Origin of the sequence: Bartonella acomydis (assembly GCF_039543025.1) — a bacterium.
Taxonomy (GTDB): Bacteria; Pseudomonadota; Alphaproteobacteria; order Rhizobiales; family Rhizobiaceae; genus Bartonella; species Bartonella acomydis.
Genome location: NZ_BAABIY010000002.1, coordinates 90,646 through 110,458 on the forward strand (window position 1 = coordinate 90,646; position 19,813 = coordinate 110,458).

20 protein-coding genes and 3 tRNA genes are annotated in these 19,813 nt (G+C 38.9%); 2 read left to right on the top strand and 21 right to left on the bottom strand.

Annotated features, from left to right (window positions below; genetic code table 11):
- Window positions 1-9: 9 nt before the first annotated feature.
- The 16 genes from ABD909_RS00870 to ABD909_RS00945 all read right to left on the bottom strand — a co-directional run bounded on the left by ABD909_RS00870 (window position 10) and on the right by ABD909_RS00945 (window position 15,834).
- A complete protein-coding gene (locus ABD909_RS00870; RefSeq protein WP_345096062.1) occupies window positions 10-819 on the bottom strand; it encodes a biotin--[acetyl-CoA-carboxylase] ligase in 810 nt (269 codons plus the stop codon).
- Window positions 819-2,273: an NADH-quinone oxidoreductase subunit NuoN gene (gene nuoN / locus ABD909_RS00875; protein WP_345096063.1), complete on the bottom strand. Its 1,455-nt coding sequence runs from the start codon at window positions 2,271-2,273 to the stop codon at window positions 819-821. Before nuoN ends, ABD909_RS00870 begins: the two co-directional genes overlap by 1 nt.
- 17 nt (window positions 2,274-2,290) lie before the next feature.
- Window positions 2,291-3,760, bottom strand: coding sequence for an NADH-quinone oxidoreductase subunit M (locus tag ABD909_RS00880; RefSeq protein WP_345096088.1), 1,470 nt, complete (start codon window positions 3,758-3,760; stop codon window positions 2,291-2,293).
- A complete protein-coding gene (gene nuoL / locus ABD909_RS00885) occupies window positions 3,760-5,724 on the bottom strand; it encodes an NADH-quinone oxidoreductase subunit L (RefSeq protein WP_345096064.1) in 1,965 nt (654 codons plus the stop codon). The genes ABD909_RS00880 and nuoL overlap by 1 nt, the downstream gene beginning before the upstream one ends.
- Before the next feature lie 6 nt (window positions 5,725-5,730).
- The gene (gene nuoK / locus ABD909_RS00890) at window positions 5,731-6,039 is read right to left on the bottom strand and encodes an NADH-quinone oxidoreductase subunit NuoK (protein ID WP_004860043.1); all 309 of its coding nucleotides are present in this window, start codon (window positions 6,037-6,039) and stop codon (window positions 5,731-5,733) included.
- Window positions 6,040-6,049: 10 nt separating this feature from the next.
- A complete protein-coding gene (locus tag ABD909_RS00895) occupies window positions 6,050-6,670 on the bottom strand; it encodes an NADH-quinone oxidoreductase subunit J (RefSeq protein WP_345096065.1) in 621 nt (206 codons plus the stop codon).
- Window positions 6,671-6,766: 96 nt separating this feature from the next.
- Window positions 6,767-7,258 carry an NADH-quinone oxidoreductase subunit NuoI gene (nuoI, locus tag ABD909_RS00900; protein ID WP_345096067.1) on the bottom strand — a complete coding sequence of 164 codons (492 nt, stop codon included), beginning with the start codon at window positions 7,256-7,258 and terminating at the stop codon, window positions 6,767-6,769.
- Between the two features lie 14 nt (window positions 7,259-7,272).
- Window positions 7,273-8,319: an NADH-quinone oxidoreductase subunit NuoH gene (gene nuoH / locus ABD909_RS00905; protein ID WP_345096089.1), complete on the bottom strand. Its 1,047-nt coding sequence runs from the start codon at window positions 8,317-8,319 to the stop codon at window positions 7,273-7,275.
- 21 nt (window positions 8,320-8,340) lie between these two features.
- A complete protein-coding gene (gene nuoG, locus ABD909_RS00910) occupies window positions 8,341-10,410 on the bottom strand; it encodes an NADH-quinone oxidoreductase subunit NuoG (RefSeq protein ID WP_345096069.1) in 2,070 nt (689 codons plus the stop codon).
- A gap of 66 nt (window positions 10,411-10,476) precedes the next feature.
- A complete protein-coding gene (gene nuoF, locus ABD909_RS00915) occupies window positions 10,477-11,784 on the bottom strand; it encodes an NADH-quinone oxidoreductase subunit NuoF (RefSeq protein ID WP_345096071.1) in 1,308 nt (435 codons plus the stop codon).
- Between the two features lie 151 nt (window positions 11,785-11,935).
- Complete coding sequence (gene nuoE, locus ABD909_RS00920) at window positions 11,936-12,595, bottom strand: NADH-quinone oxidoreductase subunit NuoE (protein ID WP_345096072.1); 660 nt, start codon at window positions 12,593-12,595, stop codon at window positions 11,936-11,938.
- The gene (locus ABD909_RS00925; protein WP_345096073.1) at window positions 12,595-13,785 is read right to left on the bottom strand and encodes an NADH-quinone oxidoreductase subunit D; all 1,191 of its coding nucleotides are present in this window, start codon (window positions 13,783-13,785) and stop codon (window positions 12,595-12,597) included. The genes nuoE and ABD909_RS00925 overlap by 1 nt, the downstream gene beginning before the upstream one ends.
- 90 nt (window positions 13,786-13,875) lie before the next feature.
- The gene (locus tag ABD909_RS00930; protein WP_345096090.1) at window positions 13,876-14,484 is read right to left on the bottom strand and encodes an NADH-quinone oxidoreductase subunit C; all 609 of its coding nucleotides are present in this window, start codon (window positions 14,482-14,484) and stop codon (window positions 13,876-13,878) included.
- A gap of 16 nt (window positions 14,485-14,500) precedes the next feature.
- Window positions 14,501-15,082 (bottom strand): NuoB/complex I 20 kDa subunit family protein, encoded by a 582-nt coding sequence (locus ABD909_RS00935; protein WP_345096074.1) that lies wholly within the window; start codon window positions 15,080-15,082, stop codon window positions 14,501-14,503.
- On the bottom strand, window positions 15,073-15,438 hold the full coding sequence (locus ABD909_RS00940; RefSeq protein WP_019218666.1) for an NADH-quinone oxidoreductase subunit A: 366 nt from the start codon (window positions 15,436-15,438) through the stop codon (window positions 15,073-15,075). Before ABD909_RS00940 ends, ABD909_RS00935 begins: the two co-directional genes overlap by 10 nt.
- A gap of 319 nt (window positions 15,439-15,757) precedes the next feature.
- Window positions 15,758-15,834, bottom strand: a tRNA-Asp gene (locus ABD909_RS00945).
- A 175-nt stretch (window positions 15,835-16,009) separates the two neighbouring features.
- Here ABD909_RS00945 and ABD909_RS00950 point away from each other — a divergent pair.
- Window positions 16,010-16,085: transfer RNA gene (locus ABD909_RS00950), tRNA-Val, on the top strand.
- A gap of 395 nt (window positions 16,086-16,480) precedes the next feature.
- Window positions 16,481-16,570: transfer RNA gene (locus ABD909_RS00955), tRNA-Ser, on the top strand.
- A gap of 175 nt (window positions 16,571-16,745) precedes the next feature.
- Here ABD909_RS00955 and ABD909_RS00960 read toward each other — a convergent pair.
- The 5 genes from ABD909_RS00960 to ABD909_RS00980 form a co-directional block, all read right to left on the bottom strand.
- The gene (locus tag ABD909_RS00960) at window positions 16,746-17,564 is read right to left on the bottom strand and encodes a DNA adenine methylase (RefSeq protein WP_345096091.1); all 819 of its coding nucleotides are present in this window, start codon (window positions 17,562-17,564) and stop codon (window positions 16,746-16,748) included.
- Between the two features lie 142 nt (window positions 17,565-17,706).
- Window positions 17,707-18,696 (bottom strand): phage late control D family protein, encoded by a 990-nt coding sequence (locus ABD909_RS00965; protein WP_345096092.1) that lies wholly within the window; start codon window positions 18,694-18,696, stop codon window positions 17,707-17,709.
- A complete protein-coding gene (locus tag ABD909_RS00970; protein ID WP_345096075.1) occupies window positions 18,696-18,950 on the bottom strand; it encodes a tail protein X in 255 nt (84 codons plus the stop codon). Before ABD909_RS00970 ends, ABD909_RS00965 begins: the two co-directional genes overlap by 1 nt.
- Window positions 18,947-19,393, bottom strand: a complete 447-nt coding sequence (locus tag ABD909_RS00975) for a phage tail protein (RefSeq protein WP_208442478.1) — start codon at window positions 19,391-19,393, stop codon at window positions 18,947-18,949. The genes ABD909_RS00970 and ABD909_RS00975 overlap by 4 nt, the downstream gene beginning before the upstream one ends.
- A gap of 28 nt (window positions 19,394-19,421) precedes the next feature.
- Window positions 19,422-19,813, bottom strand: a 392-nt coding sequence (locus tag ABD909_RS00980; RefSeq protein ID WP_345096077.1) for a hypothetical protein, incomplete at its 5' end; no start/stop codon positions are given.

Sequence of the window (19,813 nt, forward strand, 5' to 3'; positions counted from 1 at the left end):
TTCCATGAATTAATAACGACCTGTATGAACGCAAGCTGCCAAACCAAAATGAACATCTCCAGCTGTTATAATGGCTTTTTGACCATTTGTTTGTTGTATGATGCAGTTAAAATCACGATCAAGCCCTTCAAAAATACCCTCAATGATTTTTTCATCATTGACTACTTTAACATATTGTCCAAGATGAACTGAATGTGAAAGCCATTTTTCACGGATTATATTACTTCCTCCACGCTGCTTCCAAAGCAGATAATTTTTAGCAAAATACTCCGTCAAAACTGTAAATAACTGTGCTGGTTCAATATGCAAACCAAGATCTTCTAAGCTTGACGTGAGATAGGGTGCATGTTCATAATGATATTTTACATTTATTCCTATACCAATAACCAAAGCATCCTGCCTTGATGATAATTTAAAAATCTCAAGCAAGATTCCAGAACTTTTAGCTCCTCTGAGCAAAATATCATTTGGCCATTTTAAACCGACAATATCATTCCTTCGTTGTTCATTTTCTACAAATTGCTGTATTGCCTCTACTACACTTATTCCAGCAACAAAACCGAGCTGAGCAGCCGTTTTATGAACAATACCATTAATTAATAAAAGACTAGAATAAAGATTCCCTTTTGGACTAGCCCAACTCCTTCCCCTTCTCGCTCTTCCCTGTAATTGTTCTTGTGCAACAATCCAAAGATAACCTTGATGACCATTTCGCGCTTTTTGTTGTGCAATAAGATTTGTTGAAGCAACACTTTCGTACGATTCAACGGAGTACCTTTGTTTTTGCGCAAAATCCGATAAGATATAAACCATATTCACTAAAACAATGCGGCTGCTGCTTTTTCTGCCAATTCAGTAAACCAAATTCCAAAAAGCGTATAAAATAAAATAAACAATGCAGAAAGGCCAAGACAAAATTGAAGCTCTTTCGATAACATAACAAAAGGTGTCTTTGCATCATCAAACCACATAATTTTAATAACTCGTAGATAATAAAAAGCTCCAACAACAGATGCGATCATTCCAACGACTGCAAGTGGCGTCAGACCAGCATGAACAGCAGCAGAAAATGTATACCATTTTCCAAAAAAACCGGCCATAGGCGGTATACTTGCTAACGAGAAAAGCTGTATTGTCATCACAACAGCCATAAACGGATTTGTCTTTATAAGCCCTGAAAGATCGTAAATATTTTCAACATTTCCACTCTTTGATCGCATTCCAAGAATAAAAGCAAATGAACCAATCGTCATACCAAGATAAATCGTCATATAAATAATAACACTTTTTATCCCAAGCATATTTCCAGCAGCTAAACCAACAAGCGCATATCCCATATGACCAATTGATGAATAAGCCATCAAACGCTTAATATTACTCTGACCAATTGCAGCAAACGCCCCAAGTATCATTGATGTAAGTGCCATGAACACCAAAATTTGCTGCCATGCAGGCATAGAGCCATTAGCACTACCGAGAGGAATAAAGGTCATAACCATAAGGCGAATAATGAGTGCCATTGCAGCAATTTTAGGAGCACCAGCAAAAAATGCTGTAATTGGTGTGGGGGCTCCTTCATAAACATCAGGAGTCCACATGTGAAATGGAACAGCAGAGATTTTGAAAGCCAAACCAGCTAAAATAAAAACAATTGCAAAAATAACGCCCAATTGCAAGTTTTCACCTTTTAAAGTAATGGCAATTTCGTGAAAACCAATTTGACCCGTAAAACCATAAAGCAAAGAAATACCATAAAGCAATAATCCTGAAGATAAGGCCCCTAAAACAAAATATTTTATACCAGCTTCAGAAGATTTTACATTATCACGATTGATTGCAGCAAGGACATATAAAGCTAAAGATTGTAATTCTAATCCCATATAAAGTGATAGCATATTACCGGCTGAAATCATCAACATCATGCCAAGAGTTGCAAAAAGAACAAGTACAGGAAATTCAAATATATCGATGTTTTGAGAACTGTTAAAACCAACAGACATAATAAGAGCAAAAAGTGCACCAATAAGCGTTAAAATTTTCATATAACGGCCAAAAGAGTCAATAATAAGCGTATTGGTTTGAAATAAACCACTTTTCGGAAAAACAATAATCATAACAATAGTTGCAACAAAAAGAGCAATAACCAGCCCCGTTACAGTTAAAGAGGACCGTGCACAGGAATAAACACCGATCAAGAGTAATACAACCCCTCCTAATGCTATTAAAATCTCTGGAAGAATTAAGACTAATTGCGCTATCATTTCATTTTGCATGATAATTCTTCCCTTATCTAGTGCAGTTTATTGATGAGGATTTCTACGGAAAACGCCGTTGCTTTAAGAATAGGCGTTGGATAGACACCAAAAAATATTGTCAAAAGAATCATTGGATAAAGGATGAGTTTCTCTCTTGAAGAGAGATCTATAAGAACTTTTAGATTCTCTTTATCTAGCGAACCAAAAATCACACGCCGATAAAGATAAAGTGCATAGGCAGCCGATAAAATAACACCAGTTGTAGCAAAAATAACAACCAATTTATTTACTTGAAAAACACCTATTAAAATTAAAAATTCACCTAAAAATCCTGAACTCCCAGGTAAACCAACATTTGCCATGGTGAAGATTAAGAAAACAACAGCATATTTGGGCATATTGTTCACTAAACCACCAAAAGCGGAAATTTCACGTGTATGCAAACGATCATAGATAACCCCAACACAAAGAAACAAAGCTGCTGAAACAATGCCATGGGATAGCATCTGATAAATAGCTCCTTGAATACCCTGTTCATTCGCAGCAAAAATACCCATTGTTACATATCCCATATGTGCTATCGAAGAATAAGCAATAAGCTTTTTTATATCATTTTGAACAAGTGCAACCAATGATGTGTAAATAATAGCAATAAGCGATAAGGTGAAAATCAAAGGTGCAAAATCAGCTGAGGCAAGAGGAAACATTGGTAAAGAAAAACGAAGAAAACCGTAACCGCCCAATTTGAGTAAGACACCAGCTAAAATAACCGAACCAGCTGTTGGAGCTTCCACGTGAGCATCAGGAAGCCATGTGTGAACTGGCCACATCGGCATTTTGACGGCAAAAGAAGCAAAAAATGCAAGCCATAACCACATTTGCATATGTGCAGGAAATTGATAATTAAGTAAAGTTGGTATATCAAGTGTTCCAGCCTCCCAATACATAGCCATAAGGGCAACCAGCATAAGCACTGAACCCAGTAAAGTGTATAAGAAAAACTTTATGCTTGCATAAACACGCCGTGCCCCCCCCCACACACCTATAATGATAAACATTGGAATAAGGCTACCTTCGAAAAAAACGTAGAACAATATTCCATCAAGAGCACAAAAAACACCAATAATCGCAACTTCAAGGAGAAGAAAAGCAATCATATAAGCTTTTAATCTATCTTTAACATTCTCCCAACTTGCCAAAATACAAAACGGCAAAAGAAAAGCCGAGAGAACAACAAAAAGAATAGAAATACCATCAACCCCCATATGATAGTTAATGCCACCTCCTAACCAATTGAATTTCTCAATCATTTGAAAATCTGTGTTTTTACAGTCAAAGCTTGCCCAAATAATTAAGGAAATAATAAAAACAAACACAGTCGTAAAAAATGCTACATTGCGTATATTATGTCGCGCAGCCTCACTATCATCTTTGATAAATAAAATGAGCAGCACACCCACAAGTGGCAAAAATGTAACCGTAGAAAGAATAGGCCAATCGCTCATCAGTTTACGCCCCCGATCATCATCCATGTGATCAATAATGCAATACCTATAAGCATCGCAAATGCATAGTGATAAAGATAGCCTGTCTGCATCCGAACAACTCTATTTGTAATATCAACAACACGTGCTGCAATACCATTGGGACCTAGACCATCAATAATTTTAACATCCCCCACTTTCCAGAGAAAGAAACTTATTCTGAAAGCAAAACGGACAAACAAAAAGTGATATAATTGATCAAAATACCATTTTTGATAAAGAAAGTTATACACTCCTGGCATAACTCCAGCCAACTTTTTGGGAAAAGAAGGAAAAGCAATATAAAATAAATAGGCTAAGATAAATCCAAGACACATCGCTATAAATGGAGACCATTTTACCCAATTAAATACATGATGGGCTTCATGAAGAATGTGATTGTGGCTACTTGTAAATAATGCTCCCTTCCAAAAAACATCATACAGATCACCAAAAAAGTAAGGTTGAAAAACCATACCAGCAAAGATTGCCCCAAGAGATAAAATAAACAAGGGAACCAACATAATCGGAGGAGATTCATGAACATGATGCATAACATCAACTGTAGCGCGTGGTTTACCATGAAATGTCATAAAGATAAGCCGCCATGAGTAAAAACTTGTTAGTAATGCAGCAAAAACAAGAAGATAGAAAGCATATCCTGAAGCAATATTATGAGATGCAAAAGCAGACTCTATAATGGCATCTTTAGAGAAAAAACCAGCTGTACCAAAAACTGTTCCTGGAATTCCAACTCCTGTTAAGGCAATGGTTCCTATCATCATCATCCAATAAGTTATCTTTATATGTTTGCGTAATCCTCCCATTTTTCGCATATCTTGTTCATCGGATACAGCATGAATGACAGAACCTGCACCAAGAAACAATAAGGCTTTAAAAAAAGCATGGGTGAAAAGATGAAAAACAGCTGCTCCGTAAGCTCCAACACCAAGAGCAACAAACATATAACCAAGTTGTGAACATGTGGAATAAGCAATTACACGTTTAATATCATTTTGCACCAATCCTACAGTTGCTGCAAAAAATGCTGTTGTTGCTCCAACAACAATAATCACTGTCAAAGCAGTTGAAGAAAGTTCAAAAATTGGTGACATACGTGCAACCATAAAGACACCAGCTGTTACCATTGTTGCAGCATGAATAAGCGCTGATACAGGGGTTGGTCCTTCCATTGCATCAGGAAGCCAAGTATGTAAAAGAAACTGTGCTGATTTTCCCATCGCACCAATAAATAACAAAAGACATGTAACAGTAATTGCTGCTTGTCCATTAAGCTGCCAACCTAAAAATGTCATATTTTGTACAAAACTATTGTCTGCAGCTTTTGCAAAAATAGAAGCAAAATCAACAGATTGGAATAAAACGAAAACACTAAAAATTCCTAAGAGAAAACCAAAATCTCCAACACGATTAACCACAAAAGCCTTCATTGCAGCTTTATTAGCAGAATCTCGCTGAAACCAAAAACCAATGAGCAAATAAGACGCAAGCCCCACACCTTCCCAGCCAAAAAACATCTGCAGCAAATTATTAGATGTCACTAACATCAACATCATAAATGTAAAGAGAGAAAGATAAGAAAAAAAACGGGACCTTGAAGAATCATGATGCATATAGCCAATTGAGTAAATATGCACTAATGCCGAAACACTGTTCACCACAATCAGCATAATAGCTGTTAATGTATCAATATGGAGAGCCCAATCAAAGCTTAAAACACCAACGGTGAGCCAATGTAATACCAATACATCAACCACTAAAGCATGACCGAGTGCAATATTGAAAAAAACCACCCACGACAGTACAGCAACAACCACCATAAAGCTACATGTTATCAATTCGCTCGCGCGATCTCCTATAGTTTTCCCACCTATAGAAGCAATTAAAAAGCCCAAAAGCGGAAGAAAAACAATCGTATAATACATAACTGGTTAGCCTTTCATTACATTAACATCTTCAACCGCAATAGAACCACGATTACGGAAGAAAACGACAAGAATTGCCAAACCAATTGCAGCTTCAGCAGCTGCTACCGTTAAGATGAATAAAGCAAATATCTGACCAACAAGATCGTGGAGAAATGCCGAAAACGCAACAAAATTAAGATTAACGGAAAGCAAGATAAGCTCAATGGACATCAAGATAATAATCACATTCTTTCTGTTGAGAAAAATTCCAGCAATACCGATTGTAAACATCAAAGCAGAAACAATGAGATAATGTGTAATATCAATATGCATGCCTCCCCCCTTAAATGCCCTTACCTGATTCAACTTGTTTGATTTCAATTGCATCTTCTACTGTTCGAGAAACCTGTGCTGCAATAGATTGTCGCTTTACACCCGACTTATGACGAAGCGTCAAAACAATTGCACCAATCATTGCTATTAAGAGAATGATCCCAGCAATTTGAAAATAGAAAACATAATCTGTATAAAGAATATCGCCTAAAGCCTGTGTATTTGTTCGCTGTAATAAATCTGGCATTGGTTGTGTAATCTGTGTTTTAAAAACTGAAGAAAAATGACTACTTACAAAAACAACAATTAATTCTACAGCGATAATACCTCCAACAAGAGCCCCAATAGGAGCATAGCGAAGTGCACCACTTTTCAACTCAGCAAAATCAACATCAAGCATCATAACGACAAATAAAAATAAAACTGCTACTGCACCAACATAAACAACAAGGAGAATAAGCCCCAAAAATTCTGCTCCTGCAAGCAAAAATAAAGCAGCAGCATTAAAAAATGCTAATATTAAAAACAAAACGGAATGTACAGGATTGCGTGCTGTAATAACGATAACCGCACTCCCAAGCATAATAAAAGCAAATAAATAGAAAAATGCCGCCGCTAGATCTGTTAGCATAGGCTTCTCCTTAATCAATCATACAATTGGTACAAAACTTCATACCAGATTACAATTTATCGGAAAAATTATCCGACACCTCATTTTACGATACACTTAACGATAAGGTGCATCCATCAATATATTACGAACAATTTCCCGTTCCCAACGATCACCATTCATTAAAAGCTTTTCTTTATCATAATAAAGTTCTTCTCGCGTTTCTGTTGCAAATTCAAAATTTGGGCCTTCTACAATAGCTTCAACGGGACAAGCTTCTTGACAAAAACCGCAATAAATACACTTAACCATATCTATATCATAACGAACAGTTCTACGCGTACCATCATTACGCCTCGGCCCCGCTTCAATAGTAATAGCTTGTGCAGGGCAAATTGCTTCACATAATTTACACGCAATACAACGTTCTTCACCATTTGGATAACGACGAAGTGCATGTTCTCCACGGAAACGCTGAGATACAAAACCCTTCTCATAAGGGTAATTAATTGTAGGTTTTGGTGCAAAAAACTGACGCATAGCTAAGAAAAAAGCACTCACAAACTCCAATAAAAGGAGTGACTTTGCTGCCTGAAAAAAAACTGACACCGTAAAACCTCCTCTTAAACAAAATCTGTATACTTTAAAAAAGCCGCAGTTATCACGACCATTGCCAATGAGAGAGGAAGAAAAACCTTCCAACCAAGCCGCATGAGTTGATCATAGCGATAACGTGGAACAAATGCTTTGACCATAGCAAACCAAAAAAATACAAAACAGACTTTTAATACAAACCAAATAATACCGGGAATCCAATTAAGCCACCAAACATCCAAGGGAGGCAGCCAACCACCTAAAAATAAAATAGCTGTTAAGGCGCACATTAAAACAATAGCAACATATTCCCCAAGAAAAAAGAGCATATAAGGTGTTGAAGAATATTCAACCATGTGTCCAGCAACAAGTTCAGATTCTGCTTCTACTAAATCAAAAGGGGGACGATTTGTTTCTGCAAGCGCAGAAATAAAAAAAATAATAAACATTGGAAAAAGAATGAGCCAATTCCAATCAAGAAAACTATTAAAAGGAAGACCAAGAGTTGTTCCAAGCCCATAACTTTGTTTTTGCACAATTGTTGTAAGATCCAGAGATCCACTTATTAAAATGACAGTTACAAGTACAAATCCAATGGAAACCTCGTACGAAACCATCTGTGCTGCCGAACGAAGAGCCCCTAAAAAAGGATATTTTGAGTTTGACGCCCACCCTCCCATAATAACACCATAAACTTCAAGAGATGAAATGGCTAGAATATAAAGCAAACCAACATTAATATGCGCAATTTCCCACCCTTCATTAACAGGGATAACAGCCCAAGTTGATAAAGCAAGTGTAGCAGAAATAAAAGGTGCTAAAAGAAAAACTCCTTTATTCGCACCAGCTGGAATAATAGGTTCTTTCACAACAAATTTGATTAAATCTGCAAAAGATTGCAATAATCCCCATGGGCCAACAACATTAGGTCCACGCCGCAATTGTACCGCCGCCCAAATCTTTCTATCTGCATAAAGAAGATAAGCAACCAATATCAAGAGAACAACCAAGAGAAGAAGTGTTTTCCCAACGATAATGAGTAAAGGCAATAACCAAGTTATAAAGAAATCATACATCATTATTCCTTTTCTCCTGCCCTACTCTACAGCTTGTGTAGCACGGCTTTTTGCAAGTGATGAACATTCAGCCATAACTGCTGAAGCACGTGCTATCGGATTTGTCAAATAAAAGTCTTTAACCATAGAAGTAAAGGTTTGTGCCTCTAGAGCAACTATCTGTGAGCTGAGCATTTTGAGATCACTTATACTAGAAGGTGCGATATCATCAATGGCATAAAGATGCGGATAATCATGAAAGAGCTTCTGCCTTAATTGAGAAAGCGAATCAAAAGGAAGCTTTTTTCCTAAAACATCCGATAAAGCGCGCAAGATAGCCCAATCTTCTTTTGCTTCACCAGGGGCAAAACCAGCCCGATTAGTCATTTGAACACGTCCTTCTGTATTTACATAAAGTCCTGATTTTTCAGTGTAAGCAGATGCCGGCAAAATAACATCTGCAGCATGTGCACCATTATCACCATGACTACCAATATAAACTGTAAAAGCTTTTGTATTGGCTAACTCTACTTCATCAGCACCAAGCAAAAATAAAACTTCACAGGTTTTAATAATATTAGCAACCCCCAGTTTAGAAATAAAGCCTATGTCTAATCCCCCAACAGTTGAAGCTGCATTATGAAGCACTCCAAACCCGTTCCATTCTTCACTAAGTGCTCCAACATTATCAGCTAATTTGGCAAGATTTTTTAAAACAGATAAACCTTCTTTACCTGAAACAGCTCCCTCCCCAATCAAAATAAGTGGTCTTTTTACTTCTTTTAAGACATTTAAAAATGTATCCTCTCCACGAATAAGTGCACTCAATGTTTCCGTACCATCTCCAAGATAAGAATAAGGATAACGTAAATCGACTTTTTCACCAATTAACCCAATGGGAAATTGCCCCATTCGTTGTCGTTTTAAAATACGTGCATTTAAAACTGCAGCTTCGTAGCGCGGATTAGATCCCACAATAAGCAATGCGTCAGCTTGTTCAATACCGGCAATTGTTGGATTAAAAATATAACTCGAACGTCCTAATTCAGAAGATAACGCCATTCCTCTTTGGCGACAATCAAAAATCTTTGACCCCAATGATATGAGTAATGTTTTAAGTGCATACATTTCTTCAATAGAAGCAAGATCACCTGCTATTGCCCCTATTTTTTCTGGTAAAATTTTAGAAACAACCGTTTTAATCTTTTCAAAAGCTTCTACCCAACTTACAGGTTGAAGTTTTCCATCTTTGCGCACATATGGTTTATCAAGCCGCTGCATGCGTAATCCATCCCAAATAAAACGCGTCTTATCAGAAATCCATTCCTCATTTACATCTTCATTGGTACGTGGAATAATCCGCATAACTTCACGACCACGGCTATCAATACGGATCGCACACCCAAGTGCGTCCATAACATCAATCGATTCTGTTTTGACCAATTCCCAAGGACGCGCATGAAATGCATAAGGTTTCGAAGTTAAAGCTCCTACAGGACAAAGATCAATAACATTTCCCTGTAATTCAGATGTCATTGCTTTTTCGAGATATGTTGTAATTTCAGCATCTTCACCACGACCTATCAACCCAAGCTCAGAAATACCTGCTACTTCCGTTGTAAAACGAACACAACGTGTACAATGAATGCAACGTGTCATAACTGTTTTTATAAGTGGTCCAATATATTTATCTTCTACAGCACGTTTATTTTCTGTATACCGAGAACAATCACGTCCATAAAGCATTGCTTGATCTTGAAGGTCACATTCCCCTCCCTGATCACAAACAGGACAATCCAAAGGATGATTGATGAGAAGAAACTCCATCACACCTTCACGTGCCTTTTTTACCATTTCTGTATTGGTAAAAATTTCTGGTGCTTCACCATTAGGACCCAATCGTAAATCGCGAACTCCCATAGCACAAGAAGCTTGAGGTTTTGGAGGTCCTCCCCTGACCTCAACCAAGCACATGCGACAATTTCCAGCAATTGATAAAGTTTCATGAAAACAAAAACGAGGTACTTCAGCACCAGCCGCCTCCGCTGCCTGAAGCAACGTGTAGTAATCAGGGACTTCAATCTCTTTACCATCAACTTTGATATTTATCATCACTCATCCAGCCCGCGGATAACCCACTTAAAATTTGCATTTGACTGCTTAAAAAAATAAAAAACTCTACCCAACCATTTCTAAAGCAATATTTTTTCTTTGAACGACATTTCGCGTATAATCATCAATTCTACGCTCAATTTCTGAACGAAAATTACGGATCAGTCCTTGTATCGGCCATGCTGCTGCATCACCAAGAGCGCAAATCGTGTGCCCTTCAACTTGTTTAGAAACTTCAAATAAAAGATCAATCTCGCGCTTTTGTGCTTTTCCCTCAACCATACGCCCTAAAAGACGCATCATCCACCCTGTACCTTCACGACATGGCGTACATTGACCACAACTTTCGTGCTTGAAAAAAGCCGCTATACGCCAAATTGCCTTGATAATATCGGTTGATTTATCCATAACAATCACACCGCCAGTGCCAAAAGAAGACCCGACATCACGCATTCCATCAAAATCCATGATGGCATCTACCATCTCTTCTCCACGAACAACTGGACAAGAAGCGCCACCTGGAATAACTGCTAAAAGATTATTCCATCCACCACGAATACCGCCGGTATGTTTTTCAATTAATTCACGAAAAGAAACACCAAGAGCTTCTTCAAATGTACAAGGTGCATTCACATGCCCAGAAACCATAAACAATTTCGTTCCAACATTATTTGTACGCCCAATAGATGAAAACCACGAAGCTCCACGACGCAGAATTGTTGGGACAACGGCTATAGATTCTACATTATTGACTGTTGTTGGACAGCCATAAATACCCATATTTGCGGGGAATGGTGGTTTAAGCCGAGGTTGCCCTTTTTTCCCCTCAAGACTTTCGAGAAGAGCTGTTTCTTCACCACAAATATAAGCACCCGCACCATGATGAATAATAATATCACAGGCATGCCCATATTTTGTTTTTTTGCCAAGTAAGCCAGCATGATAACATTCATCGACGGCAGCTTGTAGTGCTTCACGTTCACGAATATATTCCCCGCGAATATAAATAAAAGCAACATTTGCTCCCATAGCAAAAGTAGCAATTGCACATCCCTCAATCAGAGTATGGGGATCATGACGTAAAATATCACGGTCTTTACAAGTTCCAGGCTCAGATTCATCAGCATTTACAACCAAATAATGTGGACGCCCATCACTTTGTTTAGGCATAAAAGACCATTTCATTCCAGTAGGAAACCCCGCTCCGCCGCGACCACGTAAACCTGATGCCTTTATCTCATCAATGATCCAGTCACGACCTTTTTCGATAATTGCTTTGGTCCCGTCCCAATTTCCACGTGACATTGCAGCTTTTAACGATTTATCTTTTAAACCATAAATATTGGTGAAAATGCGATCTTTATCAGCCAACATACCCCACCTTTTTTTCTCTTGCCCGTAGCATTCTTAGCTTTTCCTTAAACGCAGCTTTAAAACATTTTTTAAAAACACTTAACTTTTCATTAAATATTGTCGTAATGAGTAAAATTATAAAATACCCCCTCAAAAAATCGTTACTATACGCCTAATCCTTCTTTATCTTTTTTTTTGAAGACTTCGGTGATTTCTTTTCTTCACTATCAATAAGAGAAGTTAAACCACTAATTGGCTCTGATGATTTACGACTATTTTGCGGACCAACCGCTACTTCAGAACCTTTTCCAGCTTCAAATGCATCAATAATTTCTTCAAGACGTTCTGCTGTCAGATCTTCATAGGTATCTTTAAAAATCATTACCATAGGAGCATTGACACAAGCACCAAGACATTCCACCTCCTCCCATGATAATGTTCCCTCTGGATTGGTAACAAAAGGTTCATGATGAATTTTTTTCTGACAAACTTTAATCAAGTCCTCAGATCCACGTAACATACAAGGCGTTGTACCACAAATTTGAATATGTGCCTTTGTTCCCACTGGTTTAAGTTGAAATTGGGTATAAAAGGTCGCAACTTCTAGAACACGAATATAAGCTATGGAAAGAATCTGCGCAATATGCTCAATCGCAGCACGTGTCACCCAGCCATCTTGCTCTTGAGCACGCATTAATAGTGGAATTACCGCGGACTGCTCTCGTCCTACAGGATACTTTTTTATAGTATTTTTTACCCATATCTGATTTTCTTTTGTAAAAGAAAATTTTGTGGGTTGATAAATATCATCTGCAAGACGGCGCACAGACATTAGCGATCAACCTCCCCAAAAACAATATCAATTGAACCCAAAATAGCTGTAGCATCCGCTAACATATGCCCTCGGGTTAAAAAATCCATAGCTTGAAGATGAGCAAAACCAGGAGCACGCAACTTAACACGATAAGGTTTATTGCTTCCATCAGAAACAAGATACACGCCAAACTCACCCTTGGGAGCTTCCACAGCAACATAAACCTCTCCAGGGGGGGTATGAAACCCTTCGGTATAAAGTTTAAAATGATGAATAAGCGCTTCCATCGAACTTTTCATTTCGCTTCGCTTTGGGGGTACAATTTTGTGATCTAAACTCGAGACTGGTCCATTTTTTTCAGTACCAAGCAAGCGATCCACGCATTGGCGCATAATTCTTGCTGATTGGCGCATTTCTTCCATACGAATTAGGTAGCGATCATAACAATCACTGTTTTTACCTACAGGAATATCAAATTCCATTTCATCATAGCATTCATAAGGTTGACTTTTTCGTAAATCCCATGGCACGCCAGCTCCACGAATCATGACACCAGAAAAACCACGCGCCCAAGCTTCATCAATACTCACGACACCAATATCTACATTACGCTGCTTAAAAATTCGATTTGGTGTTATAAGCGCATCAAGTTTGCCAAGAGCAATAAGAAACGGATCAATAAAATTACCAATATCCTCAATTAAAGATTCCGGTAAATCTTGACGTACACCACCAGGACGAAAATAATTAGCATGAAGACGTGCTCCACATGCACGCTCATAAAAAATCATCAATTTTTCACGTTGCTCAAATCCCCAAAGCGGTGGGGTTAGTGCACCAACATCCATGGCTTGTGTTGTGACATTAAGCAAATGGTTCAGAATACGCCCAATTTCAGAAAACAAAACACGTATTAACTGTCCTCTTTTGGGAACCTCAACGCCCAACAACTTCTCAATAGCAAGTACAAAAGCATGCTCCTGATTCATAGGGGCTACATAATCTAAACGATCCAGATAAGGACCAGCTTGAAGATAAGTTTTCGTTTCCATTAATTTTTCGGTACCGCGATGCAATAATCCAATATGCGGATCTACACGCTCAACGACTTCACCATCCAATTCTAAAACCATGCGCAAAACCCCATGCGCTGCAGGATGCTGCGGTCCAAAATTGATATTAAAATTCCGAACACTAACCTCAGCCACAATCAACCCCTTACTTTTTTTAAAAAACCTATATCAAATGTTAATAAAAACTCTTATCATTTTAATTTCAAAAATTCATCAGTTCCAATATCATTTATTGACCTCTGTTTTTTTATCGCATGGCAAAATATATTGTCCCCCTTCCCAAGGAGAAAGAAAATCAAAATTGCGCATTTCTTGCCGTAAAATGACAGGTTCATAAATGACTCTCTTTGCTTCATTATCATAACGACATTCAACAAAACCCGTTACTGGAAAATCTTTGCGCAAAGGATGCCCTTCAAAACCATAATCTGTTAAAATCCGCCTTAAATCAGGATGTCCTGAAAATAAAATTCCATACATATCGTACACCTCACGCTCATACCACTCGGCTCCTGGATAAATCGAGCAAGCAGAAGCAACGGGAGTATTTTCATCAGTACATACCTTAATACGCAGACGTAAATTCTCACGAGGAGATAAAAGTTGATAAGATATATCAAAACGCTTATCACGAGAGGGATAATCAACACCACTAATATCTGTAATATTAATAAATTGACAGCGAGAATCATCACGAACGAACATTAACACATCCGTAATTGCATCAAGACGCGAGATAATCGTTAATTCACCAAATGCAAGAATGGTTTCTTCAAGCTTATCTCCTAATTTACTTTTTAAATAAGATGCAAGTTCGACCAATGCTTCATTCATCATAATAATGGAACCCCTATCGCTCTATAGAACCTGTACGACGGATTTTTTTCTGCAACAATAATATACCGTACAATAATGCCTCCGCCGTAGGAGGACATCCTGGAACATAAATATCTACAGGGACAATACGATCGCACCCACGTACAACTGAATAAGAATAATGATAATAACCACCACCATTTGCACATGACCCCATAGAGATCACATAACGTGGCTCTGGCATTTGATCATACACTTTCCTTAAAGCTGGTGCCATCTTATTTGTTAAGGTGCCTGCCACTACCATCACATCTGATTGACGAGGTGATGCACGCGGTGCATATCCAAAACGCTCATTATCATAGTGAGGCATTGAACACTGCATCATTTCTATAGCACAACAAGCTAAACCAAAACTCATCCACATTAAAGAACCAGTACGCGCCCAAGTGATTAAAGCGTCTGCTGAAGTAACTAAAAAACCTTTATCTGATAATTCAGCATTCATATCACGAAAGAAGCTGTCATCAGTACCTATCAACTTACCGGTATTTGGATCAATAGCCCCTTTTGGTTTTGGAGCAATCATCGTAGAATTGTTAGATATTAATCCCATTCAAGAGCTCCTTTTTTCCATTCATATATAAATCCGATAGTCAAAAGTGCTAAAAATACAATCATCGACCAAAAACCGAACATGCCTATCGAATTAAATGAAACTGCCCAAGGAAAAAGAAAAGCGACTTCAAGATCAAAAATAATAAATAAAATTGATACCAAATAAAAACGAATATCAAATTTCATTCGTGCATCATCAAACGAATTAAATCCGCATTCATAAGCTGATAATTTTTCGGGATCAGGAGAACGGTAAGCCACAATATAAGGCATAATCAAAAGAACCCCTGCAATAACCGCCGAAACAATAATAAAGATCAAAACTGGTAAATAAGAGCTCAATAACTGAGTCATAATTTCTTCCACCTTCCATGAAATGATTGAAACTAATACAATCACTCCACATTGTTCCATCAAACAGATAAATATTGCCCTGTTCATTCCGCCTGGACCGATTCAAGGACATACCAAGCGATGCTTTTCTTATGGGCATAGGTAACGCAGAGCAGAGAAAGACGCAAGCCTTATTCTTATAAACCACATAAAAAGGAAAAAATAACCACCCATATATTCCATAAAGCCAATAACTTTATGGAACACATGCTCTGCATATAAAGATATTTAAAAAAGCAAAAATTACAAAATAAAATCTAATATGACGGTAAATCCAATATGGCGCGAGTGACGGGGCTCGAACCCGCGACCTCCGGCGTGACAGGCCAGCACTCTAACCAACTGAGCTACACTCGCGCACTTTTTTCGAACCAATTGAATTGGTATAAAAGGTCGTGTAAGGGGTTCATACGTTTATGTCAAGCAGGCTTATGCATTTTTTTAAAAAAATCATCAAACACAATCTTTATTCTTGCCTTTGTAAAATTTTTTCCTTAATAGAGTGCCTATTCCGTTGCTGATCATTAGCATTGGGCGATTAGCTCAGCTGGTAGAGCGCCTCGTTTACACCGAGGATGTCGGGAGTTCGAGTCTCTCATCGCCCACCATATACTTTTGTATCTTATGTAACTTATTGCTTTTATTAATGTTTTTTAAGTGAGGGATCCTCGAATAAAAGTTAAGGGAATAGGATTTTCCAATGTGCATTTATAGGACACATCCTTTTCTGCCAACTTCTTCTAAAAATTTTCTAAAGTTCTAACAAACATACAAACAATCTCACGATTTAAGGAATCAAAAAGTGTTATAATTTTGTCTTACATCTCTGTAAATTGATTCACATAATCGGGTGAAATTACTAATTTAGTGTAATTCCAAAAAAAGGGTTATATCTTTAAAAATTATTATGGTTGACATTCAAATAATTTTATTAAAAACGTTTAGAAACTCATTAAAATAATTGACCTTTTGCAAGAACTTTGTAAAAAGACGTAGTTAATTTGGAGGGGTGGCCGAGCGGTTTAAGGCACCGGTCTTGAAAACCGGCGTGCAGGAGACTGTACCGTGGGTTCGAATCCCACCCCCTCCGCCATAGCACTTTTATCGTGCTTGTAGCTTGCCACTAGTGTAGCTGTAGCTTGTTGTAGCTTGCCAGCAGGTTTTGTACCAATTTATTTTGTTTCACATGATTTTTAAGGGGGTCTCAAAGGGTCTTAAAAGATCTTTCAAAGATCATTTAAAGCCCCTTTAATGAATCTTTCTTTCTTCTAAATATCGCAATTGGTAATGATCAGTTCCTTTGCCGGAGTCGGATTATTTGAACCACATGTATAAGATGTATTCACCTCTTTTATCTTAAATTGGATAAAGATTTTCCGGATCTCAGGCACATCATTGAGAGAGAGAAGAAACTTCCCCTTTAATTGCGTAAGCAGCGCAGACATCGTCTGATAATCCTCACGCTTAAACAAATCCTTCCCATAGTAATCCTCAACACCAAAATAAGGGGGATCTAGATAAAACAAAGTGGTAGGCCGGTCATAGCGCCTGATAAACTCAGACCAGTCTAAATGTTCAATGGTCACACCCGATAAACGGCGGTATATAAGCTTTAATAAGCCCTCAAGTTTGAAACTGTTAAATTGTGCTCCACGCTTAGGATCAACTCCAAATGTTCGTTTAGCCACCTTCCCAGCAAAACTCAACCGCTGGAGATATAAAAACCGCAAAGCCCGCTCTAAATCGGTTAAGGTATTTGGGTCTTGTAAAGTGAAACGTTGAAACGCCTCACGGCTGCTTATCTGGAACTGCAACAGATCCATAAAAGGGTGATAATGGCGTTGCAACACCCGAAAAAAATTCACCACATCACCTGAACGATCATTGATGACTTCATATAAGGGAATCAATTTCCGCCTGAAGAATATTCCTCCCAAGCCAACAAAAGGTTCAGCATAAGTGCGATGGGGAATGTCTTCTATGATTTTGATAATGGTTTTTGCCAACTTGATTTTACCACCAACATAAGCAGCAGCTGGTTCTATAGGAGTAACAGATTTTAATTCTTCCTTGTAAAGTATATCCACCATTTTTTAACACTCTTTCATCTATATTAGCCCTCTTCTCATTGCTTTAAGTGATAAGAAGTGGCTGCGATGTTGAGTTCTCTGACATCGGAGGGGTGTGTTCGCAAAACTTCTCCCGTTGGCTGGGTGACCAGCCCAGCTTCTATTCTTTGTTGTTTTCCTTTCCTTGATTTGGTGCCTCAAAGGTGATTTCTGTGGTATAGTCGCTTTGCTTTTCATAGCGGTGTGTCACGGTTGCGGCTTTCCATGGTCCATTGATTTGCATACGAAACCCTTGCAGGAGAAGGGGTTGATCCGCCATGATTTCGGGGCGCCCTTCTAGGATCAAAGAACCACTGCCCATGGCTCGGCAAAGCCTGTCTGATTCTGATGCCGCTGCTGCCAGTGCCTCTTCCTTGCAAGTATAACAACTGCGCAAACGGCGTACTGGACCATTAAAACCTGTTTGATGCTTGACAGACAATTGTTGCCCTTTTGTGCGATCAAAATAAGCAGCTTCAATGGTGCCATATTGGGTGCGTGGCTCGAGGGTAAATTCCCAGTTGGAACAATCGTGTTTATAGATGTCGAGTGTTGGTAAGTTATCGCCGCTTAAAAATAAAAACTTATTGTCTTTTATCAAAAAACGTGCCTGCATCCGATCAGCAAGGCGAGTTAAAAAATCAATCGCCGATTGATCGGTGCGCACCACATAAGGCAAGGTTTGTTTGGTAAATTGTGGACTGACCTTTGCTTGATAACCATGACGTTTGGCAAGGGTCTCAACAATCTCAGCAATGGTTTTGTGGTCAAAATGTTCGCTCACCTGTTCTTTGAGTTCCCCACGCATAGAGGCGCTTTTGCCACAAAGGCGCAAAATCTCTCCATCACTGCCCCCACAACTTACAACCGATTCGACAATAAAACGCCCCATAAAGGCACGGATGCTGTCCTCATAACCAAAGGTGACATGGAGCGCACTGTTACTGGAGGGAATCTCTAAATCATTGCCGCACTCATCAAACTCTGCTTCAAATGTATCGGCTTCATTACCGGCATGATCGGTGATGGTTGCCGTTAAAAGACGCTGGTAAAAAACTTCATGCACAGGTTTGTCTCCCACCTTAACCACAATAAAAGGGTGTGTGCGCATTAATCCCATAACCGTTTCACCATACTTTGGGGATTGTGAAGTGCGAATTCAGGCAGAATGACCGTTAAGCCTCGCGGTAAAATTGGACCATATTTGGCAATCTCTGGATTGGCTTCCAATGTGGCTTCACAATAGCCGTTTAATAACCCAACTTGAGAACGGTCCCCTAACACAGCCATGGCATGTTCAAAGCAGAGAAGATCGAGACTCATATCCTCCAGCTCTGCAACAACACGCTTTTCTGGTATCTTCATAGAGTTTGCCCCACTTGGATTTGTCCTTGCGGTTTTCCGCCATTAAAAAAGGGTAAGAGACTGATGGAATAGCGAATACGCTGGGATTGACCGGAGCGACTAATAAAGTCGTGGTCTTTCGTGATACTGGTGATCACCACGGGACCATGGAGAAGAACACTATAGGTAGTATCATTGATCCAACGAAGCATCTGGACCGGTTTTGCTCTTTTGATCGTTGTGGTGATGGCATCAATAGCAACCCGATCCCCAAACTCTTCTGGAAACCAAACGCCATGGATGGTTTTGGGGTCATTGCCATAGCCGGTAAATTGCAAACTAGGCGACCTGCCAAAACGCTCCATAGAAACCCATGAGGCAGAGAATTCCTCTTCAAAAGATTGGAAATTAAGCCAGTCCACATAAAATTGATGTGGACCTAACATCATCAAAGGATCTTGCATGTTCCCTCCCCTTGTTCTATTGCTCGCATTATTCTGTCCCGCCATGCAAAGCGTTTGCCCGCGTCCGTTGCAGAGCATGGGCAACCGCACGACCTGTGACAATCGGATCACGCGCACCATTGACATGCACCGTGACATTTTGATTGTGTGTGATGGGAGAACGGTCTTTCTCTGTTTGCTCTAAGCCCAAGTGATTGGCATGAGAATGACCTGCAAATTGTGCTATGGGTTGAATGGTTGTTTTGCCCCCAAACCAACTTGGCAAATGAAACAGGACGGATAAATCAATCGACCCAATCCAGCCCTTTATGCGACCAGGCAAAGATTTAAAAAAATCCATCAATTTTGTGATGGTCCCCATAAAGCCATCGACAATCCAACTGGCTAAGTCTTCCCCTGCTTGTTCCATACCTGCTTTGG

Coding starts and splice junctions, on each gene's coding strand:
- ABD909_RS00965 (WP_345096092.1), bottom strand. CDS start 18,696: ATGCGCACACACCCTTTTATTGTGGTTAAGGTGGGAGACAAACCTGTG.
- nuoG (WP_345096069.1), bottom strand. CDS start 10,410: ATGATAAATATCAAAGTTGATGGTAAAGAGATTGAAGTCCCTGATTAC.
- ABD909_RS00970 (WP_345096075.1), bottom strand. CDS start 18,950: ATGAAGATACCAGAAAAGCGTGTTGTTGCAGAGCTGGAGGATATGAGT.
- nuoK (WP_004860043.1), bottom strand. CDS start 6,039: ATGCATATTGATATTACACATTATCTCATTGTTTCTGCTTTGATGTTT.
- nuoE (WP_345096072.1), bottom strand. CDS start 12,595: ATGTCTGTGCGCCGTCTTGCAGATGATATTTATCAACCCACAAAATTT.
- ABD909_RS00930 (WP_345096090.1), bottom strand. CDS start 14,484: ATGAATGAAGCATTGGTCGAACTTGCATCTTATTTAAAAAGTAAATTA.
- ABD909_RS00975 (WP_208442478.1), bottom strand. CDS start 19,393: ATGCAAGATCCTTTGATGATGTTAGGTCCACATCAATTTTATGTGGAC.
- nuoF (WP_345096071.1), bottom strand. CDS start 11,784: ATGTTGGCTGATAAAGATCGCATTTTCACCAATATTTATGGTTTAAAA.
- ABD909_RS00940 (WP_019218666.1), bottom strand. CDS start 15,438: ATGACTCAGTTATTGAGCTCTTATTTACCAGTTTTGATCTTTATTATT.
- ABD909_RS00880 (WP_345096088.1), bottom strand. CDS start 3,760: ATGAGCGATTGGCCTATTCTTTCTACGGTTACATTTTTGCCACTTGTG.
- nuoN (WP_345096063.1), bottom strand. CDS start 2,273: ATGCAAAATGAAATGATAGCGCAATTAGTCTTAATTCTTCCAGAGATT.
- nuoH (WP_345096089.1), bottom strand. CDS start 8,319: ATGTATGATTTCTTTATAACTTGGTTATTGCCTTTACTCATTATCGTT.
- nuoL (WP_345096064.1), bottom strand. CDS start 5,724: ATGTATTATACGATTGTTTTTCTTCCGCTTTTGGGCTTTTTAATTGCT.
- ABD909_RS00935 (WP_345096074.1), bottom strand. CDS start 15,082: ATGGGATTAATATCTAACAATTCTACGATGATTGCTCCAAAACCAAAA.
- ABD909_RS00895 (WP_345096065.1), bottom strand. CDS start 6,670: ATGCTAACAGATCTAGCGGCGGCATTTTTCTATTTATTTGCTTTTATT.